The 14,369-nt window shown below is 71.2% G+C and carries 15 protein-coding genes; 2 read left to right on the forward strand and 13 right to left on the reverse strand.

What is annotated here, in order from left to right; all coding sequences use genetic code 11:
• Positions 1–10: 10 nt before the first annotated feature.
• Positions 11–1,264, forward strand: coding sequence for an amidohydrolase family protein (locus BLV96_RS07650; RefSeq protein ID WP_086684024.1), 1,254 nt, complete (start codon positions 11–13; stop codon positions 1,262–1,264).
• On the opposite strand, the gene BLV96_RS07655 is transcribed toward BLV96_RS07650, so the two are convergent.
• The 8 genes from BLV96_RS07655 to ruvC all read right to left on the reverse strand — a co-directional run bounded on the left by BLV96_RS07655 (position 1,261) and on the right by ruvC (position 10,388).
• On the reverse strand, positions 1,261–3,609 hold the full coding sequence (locus tag BLV96_RS07655) for a RelA/SpoT family protein (protein ID WP_086684021.1): 2,349 nt from the start codon (positions 3,607–3,609) through the stop codon (positions 1,261–1,263). The genes BLV96_RS07650 and BLV96_RS07655 overlap by 4 nt on opposite strands.
• A 234-nt stretch (positions 3,610–3,843) precedes the next feature.
• Positions 3,844–4,362 carry an adenine phosphoribosyltransferase gene (locus BLV96_RS07660; RefSeq protein WP_086684018.1) on the reverse strand — a complete coding sequence of 173 codons (519 nt, stop codon included), beginning with the start codon at positions 4,360–4,362 and terminating at the stop codon, positions 3,844–3,846.
• Position 4,363: 1 nt separating this feature from the next.
• Positions 4,364–5,593 (reverse strand): protein translocase subunit SecF, encoded by a 1,230-nt coding sequence (gene secF, locus BLV96_RS07665; protein ID WP_086684015.1) that lies wholly within the window; start codon positions 5,591–5,593, stop codon positions 4,364–4,366.
• A 1-nt stretch (position 5,594) separates the two neighbouring features.
• The gene (gene secD, locus BLV96_RS07670) at positions 5,595–7,394 is read right to left on the reverse strand and encodes a protein translocase subunit SecD (RefSeq protein ID WP_167379560.1); all 1,800 of its coding nucleotides are present in this window, start codon (positions 7,392–7,394) and stop codon (positions 5,595–5,597) included.
• A gap of 219 nt (positions 7,395–7,613) precedes the next feature.
• Positions 7,614–8,018 carry a preprotein translocase subunit YajC gene (gene yajC / locus BLV96_RS07675; protein WP_167379561.1) on the reverse strand — a complete coding sequence of 135 codons (405 nt, stop codon included), beginning with the start codon at positions 8,016–8,018 and terminating at the stop codon, positions 7,614–7,616.
• 119 nt (positions 8,019–8,137) lie between these two features.
• On the reverse strand, positions 8,138–9,205 hold the full coding sequence (gene ruvB / locus BLV96_RS07680; RefSeq protein WP_167379562.1) for a Holliday junction branch migration DNA helicase RuvB: 1,068 nt from the start codon (positions 9,203–9,205) through the stop codon (positions 8,138–8,140).
• An 8-nt stretch (positions 9,206–9,213) separates the two neighbouring features.
• Positions 9,214–9,807: a Holliday junction branch migration protein RuvA gene (gene ruvA, locus BLV96_RS07685; protein ID WP_091388925.1), complete on the reverse strand. Its 594-nt coding sequence runs from the start codon at positions 9,805–9,807 to the stop codon at positions 9,214–9,216.
• Positions 9,804–10,388 carry a crossover junction endodeoxyribonuclease RuvC gene (gene ruvC, locus BLV96_RS07690; RefSeq protein WP_086675254.1) on the reverse strand — a complete coding sequence of 195 codons (585 nt, stop codon included), beginning with the start codon at positions 10,386–10,388 and terminating at the stop codon, positions 9,804–9,806. Before ruvC ends, ruvA begins: the two co-directional genes overlap by 4 nt.
• A 71-nt stretch (positions 10,389–10,459) precedes the next feature.
• Here ruvC and BLV96_RS07695 point away from each other — a divergent pair, with 71 nt between their 5' ends.
• Entirely contained in the window at positions 10,460–10,900 is a 441-nt protein-coding gene (locus tag BLV96_RS07695; RefSeq protein ID WP_086675255.1) for a cupin domain-containing protein, read from the forward strand.
• Here the strand turns inward: BLV96_RS07695 and BLV96_RS07700 are convergent.
• The 5 genes from BLV96_RS07700 to BLV96_RS07720 form a co-directional block, all read right to left on the reverse strand.
• Positions 10,897–11,445 carry a DUF4262 domain-containing protein gene (locus BLV96_RS07700; protein ID WP_167379563.1) on the reverse strand — a complete coding sequence of 183 codons (549 nt, stop codon included), beginning with the start codon at positions 11,443–11,445 and terminating at the stop codon, positions 10,897–10,899. The two genes, BLV96_RS07695 and BLV96_RS07700, sit on opposite strands and share 4 nt — an antisense overlap.
• An 86-nt stretch (positions 11,446–11,531) precedes the next feature.
• Complete coding sequence (locus BLV96_RS07705; RefSeq protein WP_086675256.1) at positions 11,532–12,287, reverse strand: YebC/PmpR family DNA-binding transcriptional regulator; 756 nt, start codon at positions 12,285–12,287, stop codon at positions 11,532–11,534.
• Positions 12,288–12,328: 41 nt separating this feature from the next.
• The gene (gene pdxT / locus BLV96_RS07710; protein ID WP_086675257.1) at positions 12,329–12,946 is read right to left on the reverse strand and encodes a pyridoxal 5'-phosphate synthase glutaminase subunit PdxT; all 618 of its coding nucleotides are present in this window, start codon (positions 12,944–12,946) and stop codon (positions 12,329–12,331) included.
• Positions 12,947–13,329: 383 nt separating this feature from the next.
• The gene (locus BLV96_RS07715) at positions 13,330–13,650 is read right to left on the reverse strand and encodes an AzlD domain-containing protein (RefSeq protein ID WP_086675258.1); all 321 of its coding nucleotides are present in this window, start codon (positions 13,648–13,650) and stop codon (positions 13,330–13,332) included.
• Complete coding sequence (locus BLV96_RS07720; RefSeq protein ID WP_143050926.1) at positions 13,650–14,342, reverse strand: AzlC family ABC transporter permease; 693 nt, start codon at positions 14,340–14,342, stop codon at positions 13,650–13,652. Before BLV96_RS07720 ends, BLV96_RS07715 begins: the two co-directional genes overlap by 1 nt.
• Positions 14,343–14,369: the final 27 nt, after the last annotated feature.

Raw genomic sequence — 14,369 nt, forward strand, 5'->3', positions numbered from 1 at the left:
GAGGACACCGATGAAGACACTGCTGCGCGGCGGCATGGTGGTCAGCATGGATCCGGCGCTCGGGGACCTTCCCCGCGGCGACGTGCTCATCGAGGACGGCCGGATCGCCGCCATCGGCACCGCGCTCGACGCCGACGCCGACGCCGAGGTCGTCGACACCACGGGCAAGATCGTGCTGCCCGGGTTCGTCGACACGCACCGGCACACCTGGCAGACGGCGTTCCGCGGCCTCGGCGCGGACTGGACGTTCGACCAGTACCGCGTCGCCGCGCACGGCACGCTCAAACCGCACTACCGGCCCGAAGACGTCTACCTGGGCAACCTCCTCGGCCGCCTCGAAGCCCTGAACTCCGGCGTCACGACCGTGCTCGACTGGTTCCACTGCGCCCTCCACCCGGAGAACGCCGACGCCGCGATCGCCGGGCTGCGGGACGCACCCGGCCACTCGATCTTCTGCTACGGCGCCGACGGGCCGGACGTCGAGCCGGAGATCAGGCGGGTACGGAAACTGCTGCCGGGCGACGACATGGCACTCGGCCTGCGCGGCCCGGTGGTGTCCACAATGGACGAGACCGCCGCCGATGTCGCACTGGCGCGGGAACTCGGGCTCGCCGTGAGCACGCACGTCCACGGCACCGGCGGGTGGCCCCACGGTGACCGCCCGATCGAGGGCATGCGCGCGCGGGGCCTGCTCGACGAACGCACGACCATCGTGCACGGCAACGGCCTCTCCGACGACCAGCTGGCGATGCTCGCCGACGCCGGTTCCTCGGTGTCGGTCAGCCCGGACGTCGAGCTGAAGATGGGCTTCGAGCCGCTGATCACCGGCCGGGCGCTGGCCGCCGGGCTGCGTCCGTCGCTGTCGGTCGACGACTGCCTGTCCGCCGGTGGTGACCTGTTCGGCGCCATGCGCACGGCACTGGCCGCCGAACGCGGCGGCGTCACGGCTCGCGACGTCCTCGAGTTCGCCACGGTGAACGGCGCTCGGGCCTGCGGGCGCGACACCGGGAGTCTCACGCCCGGCAAGACCGCCGACCTGGTCCTGCTGGACGCCGAGGACCTCTCGGTCTTCCCCGTCGCCGACCCGGTTCGCACCATCGTCAGCGCCGGTCATCCCGGGCTGGTGGACAGCGTGTACGTCGCCGGGAAAGCCGTCAAACGGGACGGGCGCCTGCTCGACGTCGACCTGCCGCCGTTGCGCGCGCGGCTCCTGGAGTCCCGCGAGCGGATCGCCGCGGCCGCCGGCGTCTCCTGGACTCCCTAGGACGCCGACGTCACGCGGTAGACGTCGTAGACGCCTTCCACGCCGCGGACCACCTTCAGGACGTGGCCGAGGTGCTTGGGGTCGCCCATCTCGAACGAGAAGCGGCTGACCGCGACCCGGTCGCGGGACGTCGTCACCGACGCCGAGAGGATGTTGACCTTCTCGTCGGCCAGCACCTTGGTCACGTCCGACAGGAGACGGTGCCGGTCGAGCGCCTCGACCTGGATGGCCACCAGGAACACCGAAGACGCCGAGGGCGCCCATTCGACCTCGACCAGCCGCTCGGGCTGGGACTGCAGGTCGCCGGCGTTCGTGCAGTCGGTGCGGTGCACCGAAACGCCGCCGCCGCGGGTCACGAAGCCGAGGATCTCGTCGCCCGGCACCGGGGTGCAGCAGCGGGCGAGCTTCGCCCAGACGTCGCTGGCGCCCTTGACGACCACGCCGACGTCGTTGGAGCCGCGGCGCCGGGTGACGGTGGACGGCGTCGCGCGTTCGGCGAGCTCCTCCTCCGCCGCGTCGACCCCGCCGATGAGGGCGACCAGGCGCTGCACGACGTGCTTCGCGCTGGTGTGGCCCTCGCCGACCGCCGCGTAGAGCGACGAGATGTCGGCGTGGCGCAGCTCGGTGGCGACGGCGCCCATCGACTCCGCGGAGACCAGCCGCTGGATCGGCAGGCCGACCTTGCGGATCTCCTTGGTGATGGCTTCCTTGCCGCCTTCGATCGCCTCGTCGCGGCGTTCCTTGGCGAACCACTGCCGGATCTTGGCGCGGGCCTTGGGCGAGCCGGCGAACTGCAGCCAGTCGCGCGACGGCCCGGCGTTCTCCGCCTTCGACGTGAAGATCTCGACGACTTCGCCGTTTTCCAGCTTGCGTTCGAGCGCGACCAGGCGGCCGTTGACGCGGGCGCCGATGCAGCGGTGGCCGACCTCGGTGTGCACGGCGTAGGCGAAGTCCACCGGCGTCGAGTCCACGGGCAGCGTGATGACGTCGCCCTTCGGCGTGAAGACGAAGATCTCGCGCGAGGCCAGCTCGTAGCGCAGCGACTCGAGGAAGTCGCCCGGGTCCGCCGCTTCCCGCTGCCAGTCGAGGAGCTGGCGCATCCACGCCATCTCGTCGACGTCCATGGCGTTGCCGTTGTGCGTGCCCTTGGTTTCCTTGTAGCGCCAGTGCGCGGCGATGCCGTACTCGGCGGTGCGGTGCATCTCGTAGGTGCGGATCTGCACCTCGAGGGGCTTGCCGTCCGGGCCGATCACCGTCGTGTGCAGCGACTGGTAGACGCCGAAGCGAGGTTGCGCGATGTAGTCCTTGAACCGGCCGGGGACCGGCTGCCAGAGCGCGTGCACGACACTCATGGCGGCGTAGCAGTCGCGGACGTCCTCGACGAGGATCCGGACGCCGACGAGGTCGTGGATGTCGTCCAGGTCGCGGCCGCGGACGATCATCTTCTGGTGGATCGAGTAGTAGTGCTTCGGCCGGCCTTCGACCTTCGCGGTGATCCGCGACGACACGAGGTTGCTGGTCAGGTCGGTGATGACCGACCGCAGATAGATGTCGCGCGAGGGCGCGCGGTCGGCGACCAGGCGCACGATCTCGTCGTACTTCTTGGGCTGCAGGATGGCGAACGCGAGGTCTTCGAGCTCCCACTTGACCGTGGCCATGCCGAGCCGGTGCGCGAGCGGGGCGAGCACTTCGAGCGTTTCGCGGGCCTTGCGGGCCTGCTTCTCCGGCGGCAGGAAGCGCATGGTGCGCATGTTGTGCAGCCGGTCGGCGAGCTTGATGACCAGGACGCGGGGGTCCTTGGCCATCGCGATGACCATCTTGCGGATGGTTTCGGCCTCGGCGGACGTGCCGAGCTTGACCTTGTCGAGCTTCGTGACGCCGTCGACGAGCTCGGCGACCTTTTCGCCGAAGTCGGCCTTCAGGCTCTCGACGGCGTAGCCGGTGTCCTCGACCGTGTCGTGCAGCAGGGCCGCGACGAGGGTCGTGGTGTCCATGCCCAGCTCGGCGAGGATGGTCGCGACGGCGAGCGGGTGGGTGATGTAGGGGTCGCCGGACTTGCGCCGCTGGTTCCGGTGCAGTTCCTCGGCGACGTCGTAGGCGCGCTGCAGCAGCCCGAGGTCCGCGTTGGGGTGGAGCTCGCGGTGGATGACGGCCAGCGGTTCGAGGACCTGCTTGACCGGGGCGGCGCGCTGCGCGGTGATCCGCCGGGCGAGACGCGCCCGGACCCGCCGGGTCGCGGACGGGTTCGGCGCCGCACCGTTCGGCCTCGGCGGCTGGGCCGCCGCCTGCCCGTTCTGCTGGGCGCCCTCTTTCGGGGGCACCGCGGCGTCGAGCTCCTGGCTCACCCGCACCTCCTGCTGCTCGTGCGGCCGTTCGAACCACCAGGGTAGCCGTTGCGCCTCGCGGCCCTCTCGGGTGCGCCCGTTCAGGGGGATGCCGAGCCGCGGACCAGCGGATTCAGTGCATCGCCCGGCGTGGCGAAGCTCACCGGCCGCCGTCGCCGCCGAAACCGCCGCGCCGAACGCCCTGAGGGGCACCTTCATGGCTCTCAAGGCCACGAAAGTGCCCCTCAGGGAACGTCAGCAGGTCTGCAGAGCGTGGACCTCCCGGCCGCCGAGGACCTCCCGGCCACCCAGCGCGCCCAGTTCCAGGACCACCGACACGCCGTCGACCACGGCTCCCGCGTCCTCCAGGAGCTTGCCCGTCGCCGCGACCGTGCCACCCGTCGCCAGGACGTCGTCCAGGATCGCGATGCGCTGGCCGGGCCGGACCACGCCGGCGGGCAGCTCGACCGTCGCCGTGCCGTACTCCAGCGCGTAGTCCACCCGGCCCGCCACCTGGGGCAGCTTGCCCGGTTTGCGGATCAGCACCACGCCGAGGCCGCGGGCGTACCCGACGGCCGCGGCGAGGAGGAACCCACGGGCTTCGACACCCGCGAGCGCCTCGACACCGGGCATCAGCGTCTCCGCCAGCGCGTCGGTCACCGCCTTGAACGCACCCGCGTCCGCGAAGAGCGGGCTCAGGTCGCGGAACAGCACGCCGGGCTCGGGGAAGTCCGGCACCTCGGCGATCAGGCCGAGGGCGTCGGGCAGCTCCACGTCAGCGCTTCCGCTTCCCGGCCGGCTTGCCCTGCGGACGCTGCTTCTGGATCCGGGCCGGGACGCTGGCCGCGGCCGCGTACGCCCTCTCCTTGCGCAGTTCCTTGGCCAAGGCGTCGTCGTCGCCGGCGTCGAAGTCCTCTTCACCCGCGGCCTTGCGCTCCTGGCTGACGCGGCGCTGGCGGACCCGCTCGGCCTGCTGCGCGTACTTCGGGTCGCGCATCTTGAAGTCGACCAGCAGCGGTGTGGCCAGCGCGACCGACGACAGGACGCCGACCAACGTACCCGTGAGCTGCACCAGCGCCAGGTCCTGCAACGTGCCCGAGCCGAGCAGCACGTACCCGACGATCAGCAGGCCCAGGATCGGCAGCAGCGCGATGAACGCCGTGTTGAACGACCGCATCAGGGTCTGGTTGAGCGCCAGGTTGGCGGCCTCGCCGTAGGTGCGGCGGGTCAGCCCGAGCAGGCCGCGCGTGTTCTCGCGGACCTTGTCGAACACCACCACCGTGTCGTACAGCGAGAACCCGAGGATCGTCAGCAGGCCGATCACCGTCGCCGGGGTGACCTCGAAGCCGATCAGCGAGTACACGCCGGCCGTGACGAGGATGTCGTGCAGCAGCGAGACGAGCGCCGCCGCGGCCATCCGCAGGTCGAAGTAGATCGCCAGGAAGATGACCACCGCGACGAGGAACACGCCGAGCGCGATCAGCGCCTTCTGCGAGATCTCCCCGCCCCAGGACGCGCTCACCGCGCTGTCGCTGATCGCCTGCACGCTGGGCTGGCCGTTGCTGCCCTTGGGCCCCAGGTCCTGGAACAGGCCCTGCTTGACCTTCGCGACGTCGGCCGCGTTCAGCGTGTCGGTGCGGATCTGGATGGTCGACGCCGCACCGCTGCCGACCTTCTGCGCCTCGGCCGCGGGGCGGCCGAGGGCCTTCTCGAACGAGTCCTTCGCCTGCTGCTCGCTGATCACGCCGTGCGTGCCGTCGGCCGGCATCTGGATCTGCGTGCCGCCCTCGAACTCGATGCCGAGGTTGAAGCCGCGGATGATCATCGACGCGAGGCACACCAGCACCAGCGCGCCGAAGAAGACGTACCAGCGCTTGCGCTTGCCGACGACGTCGAACGCGCCCGTGCCGACGTAGAGCCGGTGGAAGACGCTTTCCTTCTTGCCGGGCTTCGCCGCGACCTTGGCGTCGCCGTCGGCGTCCGTGCCCAGTTCTTCGACCCCCACGTCAGGCCTCCTTCACGTTCGCGCGGCCGACCGAGGTCGACTTCTTACGCTGCGAACCCAATTGCTGCACGGCGCCGAGGCCCAGGTTCCTCGGATTGGACAGGAACGACGACTTCGACGTGGACACCATGGCCACCAGCGGGTGCGTCACCAGGTACACGACGACCAGGTCGAGCACCGTGGACATGCCGAGGGTGAACGCGAAGCCCTGGACGTCCCCGACCGCGATGACGTACAGGATGGCCGCGGCCAGGAAGCTCACCGCGTCCGAGGCCAGGATGGTGCGCCGGGCGCGGACCCAGCCGCGTGGCACCGCGGACCGGAACGTCCGGCCCTCCCGGATCTCGTCTTTCAATCGCTCGAAGTAGATGACGAACGAGTCCGCCGTGATGCCGATGGCGATGATCAGGCCGGCGATGCCCGCGAGGTCCAGCGTGTAGCCGATCCAGCGGCCGAGCAGCACCAGCACCGCGAACACCAGCGCGCCGGACAGGGCCAGCGACAGGATGGTGAGCACGCCGAGCAGCCGGTAATAAAACAGGCAGTAGATGAAGACGACCAGCAGGCCGATGCCGCCGGCGATCAGGCCCGCCTGCAGCGAGGCGAAGCCGAGGGTCGCCGACACCGTGGTCGCGTCCGAGGACGAGAACGACAGCGGCAGCGAGCCGTACTTGAGGATGTCCGAGAGGTCCTTCGCCTCGGCCTGCGTGAACTTGCCGGTGATCTGGGTGTTGCCGTCGAGGATGGCGACCTGGATGTTCGGCGCGGACACGACCTGCGTGTCGAGCACGAAGGCGGCCTGCTGGTTGACGTTCTTCGACGTGAAGTCGGCCCAGATCTTGGTGCCCTCGCTCTTGAAACTGAGGTTCACCACCCACTGGCCGTTCTGCGTGTTGTAGGTCGAGTTCGCGTCGGCGATCTCGGTGCCCGGCAGGAACTCCGGCTCCAGCAGGTACTTGTACGTGTCGTGGTCACCGCAGGCGACCAGCGGCAGTTTCGGGTCGTCGTTGCCCTCGAGGGGGTCCTTGGCGTTCGGCGCGCAGGTGAGCGCCGCCATCGCCTTCGCGACGAGCTCCTGGTTCGGCTGGCCGTCGGCGCCGATCAGGTCCTTGTTCTGGCGGACCGCCTTCGCGGCCTGGATCTCCTGCGCGGTCTGCGCGTCCACCGAGCCGTCCGAGGGGGCCGGGGCCTGGCTCGACGCCGGCGGCGGCGTGGTGCTGCTGCTCGGCGGGGCCGGCGTGGTGCTCTGCTGCGGCGCGAGGGCGCCCGCGGCACCGCCACCACCGGCGGCCGGGCTCGACGGCGGCGCGCTCGACGAAGCGGCCGGCGGCGCGGAGCTGCTCGGCGCGCCCGAGGTCGGCGCACCGGAGGTCGGGGTGCCGGTGGCCGGCGGCGGGGTCGTCTGCGGCGGCACGACCGGCTGGGTCGCGTTCGCGACGACCTTCCGGAAACCGAGCTTCGCGGTCTTGCCCAGGTTCTTCGCCTGGTCGCCCTGCTCGCCGGGGACGGTGATGACGACGTTGTTGCCGTCGAGGAGGACCTCGGTGCCGCTGACGCCGATCCCGTTGACGCGGCGCTCGATGATCTGGCGCGCCTGGTTCAGGGATTCGCGGGTGGGCTGGCCGCCGTCGGGGGTGCGGGCGGTGAGCGTGACCCGGGTGCCGCCTTGCAGGTCGATGCCCAGCTTCGGGGTCGGCTTGTGGTTGCCGGTGAGGAACACCAGCGCGTACAGCACGATCACGATCAGGGCGAAGAAGGCGAGATAGCGTCCCGGGCGGAGATGCCCGGCCGATGATGCCACGGTGCTTCGGTCTCCTCGGACTGGGTTGCCCCAACTAAGCGGTGCCCGCCCGGAGGGTTACCGGGAGGGACTGTGTGCGATTCACTCCCGGGCACGGGTATGACGGCGGACACGCACGCAGCACCGAGACACTACTCGGTGCTGCGTGAGCCCGGCGTGCGAGGCCACACCGACTTTCGTCGGGCGTTTCCGCGGCCCCGCCCAGGGTGCCGCGAGGGCCTACTTCTTGCCGTGCTCCAGCGGCGGGGCCACCTGAGCCGTGGTCTGCGGCTCGTCGGCCTTGATGCCGTCGGTCGACTCGATGATCGACTCCTCGGCGGGAGCCTCCGCCTCGTCCGCGGTGTCCTCGTCGGTCTCGACGACCGGCTCAACCTTCTCGCGGACCGCCAGCCGCAGCCAGGTGGTGACGACGCCGGGGGCGATCTCGATGTCGATCGTGTTGTCACCGGAGGCGTCGGCGACGGTGCCGTAAAGACCGGAAGTGGTCATCACGCGGTCACCGGGGGCGATGCTGTTCTGCAGCTCCTGTTGCGCCGCCTGCTGCTTCTTCTGCTTGCGCGTGCTCATCACCAGCGGCACGGCGAGGACGAGCACGAGCAGCAGGGGCAGCAATAGCTGTTGCATGATTCTCCGTTCGACGGACACCGGGCCCAGCCGAAATGTCCGGTTTTTGGGTATGTGCTCCTGTCAAGTGTGCCAGGTACCAGCGCGGACGCCGACACCCACCCGCCGGTTCCGGCCGCTCAGACTTGCTCGAACGGCGAGAGCCCGCCCGGGTCGGGGCGCCCCGGGTGGTCGGCGGGCGGCACCAGGCCGAGGTGCTCCCAGGCGGCCGCCGTGGCGACCCGGCCCCGCGGGGTGCGGGCGAGCATACCGGCGCGCACGAGGTAGGGCTCACACACCTCTTCCACGGTGGTCGCCTCCTCCCCCACGGCCACCGCCAGGGTCGAGATGCCGACCGGTCCGCCGCCGAACGACCTGGTCAGCGCGGTGAGCACGGCCCGGTCGAGGCGGTCGAGACCCAGCTCGTCGACGTCGTAGACGGCCAGCGCGGCGCGGGCGACCGCCAGGGTCACCTTGCCGTCGGCGCGGACCTCGGCGTAGTCGCGGACGCGGCGCAGCAGCCGGTTCGCGATCCGGGGCGTGCCGCGCGACCGGCCGGCGATCTCGGCGCAGCCGTCGCGGTCGATCGGGATGTCGAGGATCGTCGCCGCGCGGCGGACGACCAGCTCCAGCTCGGCGTCGGTGTAGAACTCCATCTGGCCGGTGAAGCCGAACCGGTCGCGCAGTGGCCCGGTCAGCGAACCCGACCGCGTGGTGGCCCCGACCAGCGTGAACGGGGCGATTTCCAGGGGGATGCTGGTGGCGCCCGGGCCCTTGCCGACGACGACGTCGACCCGGAAGTCCTCCATCGCGAGGTAGAGCATCTCCTCGGCGGGGCGGGCGATCCGGTGGATCTCGTCGATGAACAGGACGTCGCCGGGTGCGAGGTTGGACAGCATCGCGGCGAGGTCGCCGGCCCGTTCCAGCGCGGGACCGGAGGTGATCCGGATGGCCGCGCCCAGCTCGGCGGCGACGATCATCGCCATCGACGTCTTGCCCAGGCCGGGCGGCCCGGAGAGCAGGACGTGGTCGGGCGGCACGCCGCGGCGGCGGGCGCTCTCCAGCACCAGCTCCAGCTGCTCGCGCACGCGGGGCTGGCCGACGAACTCGTCGAGCTTGCGGGGCCGCAGCGTGCCCTCGACGGTCTCCTCGCCGGTCTGGGCCCACGCCGAGAGGGCTTCGTCTTCCTCCACGGCTTCATACTCCACGGCCGCGCCTACCGCTTCCGGCCGAGGGTGGTCAGCGCGGCGCGCAGCACGCTCGCCGTCGTGTGACCGTCGCCGTCGGCCAGGACCTTGTCGACCGCCTGCTCGGCCTGCTTGGCCGGGAACCCGAGGCCGGCCAGCGCTTCGACGACTTCCGCGCGCAGCGCGCCGGGCGCGGTGACCGCGGGCGCGTCGCCGGAGCCGAGCGCGGTGACCTTGTCGCGCAGTTCCAGGGTGAGCCGCTCGGCGCCCTTGCGGCCGATGCCCGGCACCGAGGTCAGCACGGTGATGTTGCCTTCGACCAGCGCGGCGCGCAGCTTGTCGGGGTCGAGCACGGCGAGGGTGGCCAGCGCCAGGCGCGGCCCGATCCCGGACACCGTCTGCAGCAGCCCGAACAGCTCGCGCGCGTCGGCGTCGGCGAAGCCGAACAGGGTCAGCGAGTCCTCGCGCACGACCAGCGCGGTGTGCAGCCGGGCTTCTTCGCCGCGGCGCAGGGTCGCCAGCGTCGCCGGGGTCGCCTGCACCGCGAAGCCGACCCCGCCGACCTCGACCACGACGTGGTCCAGGCCGACCGAAAGGACTTCTCCGCGTACCGACGAGATCATCGTGCTGCTCCAGGGTTCTTGGCTTGTTTCGCCGCCGCGGCGAGGCGGGCTTTGTGCGTGCGGGCCATTTCGGCCGCCCGGGCTTCGGCTTCGGCGAGCCGGGCGCGCATCGGCTCGCGCCAGAGGTGGCAGATGGCCAGGGCGAGGGCGTCCGCGGCGTCGGCGGGGTGCGGCGCGACCTCGAGGTTGAGCAGGCGCATCACCATGGCCGTGACCTGGGCTTTGTCGGCCCGGCCGGAGCCGCTGACGGCGGCCTTGACCTCGCTCGGCGTGTGGAAGACGACCGGCAGGCCCCGCCGCGCGGCGGCCAGGGCGACCACGCCGCCGGCCTGCGCGGTGCCCATCGCGGTCCGGACGTTGTGCTGGGCGAAGACGCGCTCGACGGCGACGGCCTGCGGCTTGTACCGGTCCATCCACCGCTCGACCTCGTCGGAGATGCCGAGGAGGCGGTGGGCCAGGTCGGCGTCGGGCGGCGTCCGCACGACGTCGACGGCGACGCACCGGACGGCCCGGCCCTTGCCGCCGTCGACCACCCCCAGGCCGCACCTGGTCAGACCGGGGTCGACCCCGAGCACCCGCACCCGTTCTTCCTTCCCGCCGCGAACACCAGTTCGAGCAGGCTACTGGGCGCGCCTGCGGCAGGATGGGTGACATGCCGGAGCCGTCGGATTTCGTCACCCACCTGGGGCTCGAACCCCTGCCGGTCGAGGGCGGGCGGTGGGCGCGGAGCTGGCGCTCGGCCGCCGGGTCCGCGATCTACTACCTGCTCGTCGCGCCGGAGCGCTCGGCTCCGCACCGGCTGGACCGCACCGAGGTCTGGGTGCACCACGCGGGGGCGCCGGCCGCGATGCTGCTGCTGCACACCGGCGGTGCGGTCGAGCGGCCGGTGCTGGGCACCGACGTCGCCGCCGGGGAGCGGCCGCAGGTCGTCGTGCCGGCCGGGACGTGGCAGGCGGCTGTGACGACCGGCGAATGGAGCTTGCTGGGGACCGTCGTGGTGCCGCCGTACACCGACGACTGCGTGGAGTTCTCCCCCGCCGCGGACCTGGCACTGCGGTACCCGGAAGCGGCCGCCGACCTGGAGAAGTTCTAGGGACCGTCGACGCCGGGGGTCCAGCTTTCCGGGTCGCCGCTCTCGGTCAGCACCAGCTGCCACCGGGCGAAGCCCTCGGGCGCGTCCGGGTGCCACGGGAACTTGCCCTCCGGGGTCGCGACGATCAGCTGCAGCGCCGGGAAGTCGCCGTCGGGGTAGATGAGGAAGGCCGTGCCGAAGTACTCGGGGTAGTGCCCCTTGTTGACGCGCTCGAGGACGACCGGGACTCCCTCGAAGAAGTCGTCGTAGCGCCGGCCGACCTCGAAGATCTCGCCGTTGGCCGCGCGGTCGACGTAGGCGTCGAGCAGCACCTGGCCCATCTGCTCGGGCAGCCCGACGACGACGGCCTCGGGGACGTGGTGCAGCGCCCACGCGCAGGCGGTGAAGCAGTAGCCGGCACCCTCGTCGTCCCCGGCGACCGTGATGACCGCGTTGCCGCGTTCCTTCGCCTGCGTCTCGATCCACTCGATGAGGCGCAGCTCTTCGGCGGAGAGTTCGGCGGTGATGTCGGCGGAGGCGGGGGTCGTCGAGGTCACGGCGCACATTCTGCCTGAGGATCCGGCGGGAACACAGGGCCCGGGCCGGAAAGTTTCCGGCCCGGGCCCTGAATCCTTGCGGGGCAAGGGAAAACTCAGCCGACTTCGGCGAGCACCTCGTCCGAGACGTCGAAGTTCGCGTAGACGTTCTGGACGTCGTCGCAGTCTTCGAGGGCGTCGATCAGCTTGAAGACCTTCTTCGCGCCGTCGGCGTCCAGGGGGACGCTGACGGTCGGCAGGAACGTCAGTTCCGCCGACTCGTACTCGAAGCCGGCCTCCTGCAGGGCCTTGCGGACCGGCACCAGGTCGCCGCCTTCGGAGACGATTTCGAAGCTCTCGTCGAGGTCGTTGACCTCTTCGGCACCCGCGTCGAGGACCGCCATGAGGACGTCGTCCTCGGTGGCTTCGGCCTTGGGCATCAGCACGACGCCCTTGCGGTTGAACATGTAGGCGACCGAGCCCGGGTCGGCGAGGGAGCCGCCGTTGCGGGTGAGCGCGGTGCGGACCTCCATCGCGGCGCGGTTCTTGTTGTCGGTGAGGCACTCGATCAGCACCGCGACGCCGTTGGGGCCGTAGCCCTCGTAGGTGATGTTCTGCCAGTCGGCGCCGCCGGCCTCTTCACCGGCGCCACGCTTGCGGGCACGCTCGATGTTGTCCTGCGGGACCGAGTTCTTCTTGGCCTTCTGGATGGCGTCGTAGAGCGTCGGGTTGCCATCCGGGTCGCCACCACCGGTGCCCGTGCGGGCGGCCACCTCGATGTTCTTGATCAACCGCGCGAAGAGCTTGCCGCGCTTCGCGTCGAGGTTGGCCTTCTTGTGCTTCGTGGTGGCCCACTTGGAGTGGCCGCTCATCTCTCCTCCATCTGTTCCGTACCCCGGCCGGGCACCGCGTCTCAGGCTGCCTTCCGCGCGAGGTCGACGAACAGCCGGTGCACCCGCACGTCGGGCGTCAGCTCCGGGTGGAACGCGGTCGCCAGCACCGCCCCCTGCCGGACCGCGACGATCCTAGCGGTGTCGTCGTCCACGCCGGGCACGCCGCTGACGGTGGCCAGCACCTCGACGCCGTCACCGGCCTTCTCGACCCAGGGAGCCCGGATGAAGACGGCGTGCACGTTCCCGTCGACCCCGGCGAAGCCGAGGTCGGCCTCGAAGGAGTCGACCTGCCTGCCGAAGGCGTTCCGCCGCACGACGACGTCGAGCCCGCCGAGCTGCTGCTGGTCGGGCCGCCCGTCGAGGGTCTGCCGCGCCAGCAGGATCATCCCGGCGCACGAGCCGAAGGCGGGCATGCCCTCGGCGATCCGCGCTTTGAGCGGTTCGAGCAGCTCGAACGTCTCGAGCAGCTTCGACATGGTGGTCGACTCGCCACCGGGCAGCACCAGCCCGTCCACTTCGGACAGTTCCCCGGCTCGCCGGACGGGCTTGGCGCGCGCACCGGCTTCTTCCAGCATGGCGACGTGCTCCCGCACGGCACCTTGCATGGCGAGCACACCGATGACCGGTTCCGACGACACCCGACCTCCCGAAAGACCTTCCCACCAGCCTAGACGCCCTGTCACACCACCTGCGCGGCAGGTCAGCCCCGGTCCCCTGGCGTCATGAAAGGGTCGTTCACCGCGTCCGACGGCATGAACGAGTCGTTCATGCCGTCCGGCGCCGCTCCCCGGCGAGCTCCCAATGTGGCTTTGGTTGCGTGAGACGCACCCAATGTGGCCTTCGGTGCGTCTGACGCACCGAAGGCCACATTGGGGCGCTGGCGACCTGCCAACAGTCCCCTGGCAGGAGCCGGAGTCGCGGCCACCCGAGTGGAGGCACCTCGCCTAGCCCGAGTGCTGCCAATGTCGCATGCGCGGCGTCGGAGGTCCCGAATGCGACATTCGCGACCTCCGGCGGCCGGTCAGGGCACCCCCGCCAACCTCAGCAACGCCGCCGTCGCCGCCGCGGCCAGCACCACCAGGACGAACGGGGCCTTCCGCCACGCCAGCACCCCCGCCACCAGCACCCCGGCCGGCCGGGCGAAGCCCGCGAACCCGTGCCCCTCCGTCAACGCGCTCACCGCCACCAGCGCCGCCAGCAGCACCACCGCGGCCAGCGCCATCAACCTCTCCGCCCGCGGCGACAGCTTCACGCGGCTGCGCAGCACCGGCCCGGCCAGCCGGAACGCGAACGTCCCCAGTGCCAGCACCGCCGTGCCGACCAGCAGTTCCACCCCGTCCATCAGCTCGCCTCCTGCAGTTCCGGCTCCTTCGCCAACGCCCCCACGACGACGCCCGCCAGCGCGAGCAGCACCGGCAGCCCGGCCGGCAGGAACGGCGTGGCCGCCAGGGCGACCACCACGCCGACCAGGACCGGCAGCCGCGCCGCCCGGTCGCGCAGGGACGGCAGGACCAGGGCCAGCAGCACCGCCGGGAACGCCGCGTCCAGGCCGAACACGTCCGTGTCGCTGATCGCCGTCCCCGCGAACGCGCCCGCGACCACGCCGAGGTTCCAGCACACGAACAGGCCGGTCCCGCACGCCCAGTACGCCGCCCGGCGCCCGCCCGCCTCGCGCTGGGCCAGCGCGAACGCCACCGACTCGTCGATCATCAGGTGGCTGCCCGCCAGCCGCGCCGCCCACCGCTCGCCCAGGACGTCGCCGATCGCGAAGCCGAACGGCAGGTGCCGCGCGTTGGCCAGCAGTCCCGCCAGCACCGCGGCGAACGGGTTGCCGCCCGCGGCCACGATCCCGATGAACATGAACTGCGACGCGCCGGCGAAGACCAGCAGCGACATCAGCATCGGCAGCCACAGCGGGAAGCCCGAGCTCACCGCGATGGCCCCGTAGGACACGCCCACGAGACAATCGGCCAAGCAGACCAGGCCGATGTCGCGGGCGAGGCCCCGATCGAGTGTTCGCCATATCGAACGCATGTGTTCTATGGTGAACACAGGCACCCG

This window comes from Amycolatopsis pretoriensis (assembly GCF_900107925.1).
Classification (GTDB): Bacteria; Actinomycetota; Actinomycetes; order Mycobacteriales; family Pseudonocardiaceae; genus Amycolatopsis; species Amycolatopsis pretoriensis.

Coding starts and splice junctions, on each gene's coding strand:
- BLV96_RS07650 (WP_086684024.1), top strand. CDS start 11: ATGAAGACACTGCTGCGCGGCGGCATGGTGGTCAGCATGGATCCGGCG.
- yajC (WP_167379561.1), bottom strand. CDS start 8,018: ATGCAACAGCTATTGCTGCCCCTGCTGCTCGTGCTCGTCCTCGCCGTG.
- ruvA (WP_091388925.1), bottom strand. CDS start 9,807: ATGATCTCGTCGGTACGCGGAGAAGTCCTTTCGGTCGGCCTGGACCAC.
- BLV96_RS07695 (WP_086675255.1), top strand. CDS start 10,460: ATGCCGGAGCCGTCGGATTTCGTCACCCACCTGGGGCTCGAACCCCTG.
- BLV96_RS07700 (WP_167379563.1), bottom strand. CDS start 11,445: ATGTGCGCCGTGACCTCGACGACCCCCGCCTCCGCCGACATCACCGCC.
- BLV96_RS07705 (WP_086675256.1), bottom strand. CDS start 12,287: ATGAGCGGCCACTCCAAGTGGGCCACCACGAAGCACAAGAAGGCCAAC.
- BLV96_RS07715 (WP_086675258.1), bottom strand. CDS start 13,650: ATGGACGGGGTGGAACTGCTGGTCGGCACGGCGGTGCTGGCACTGGGG.
- BLV96_RS07720 (WP_143050926.1), bottom strand. CDS start 14,342: ATGCGTTCGATATGGCGAACACTCGATCGGGGCCTCGCCCGCGACATC.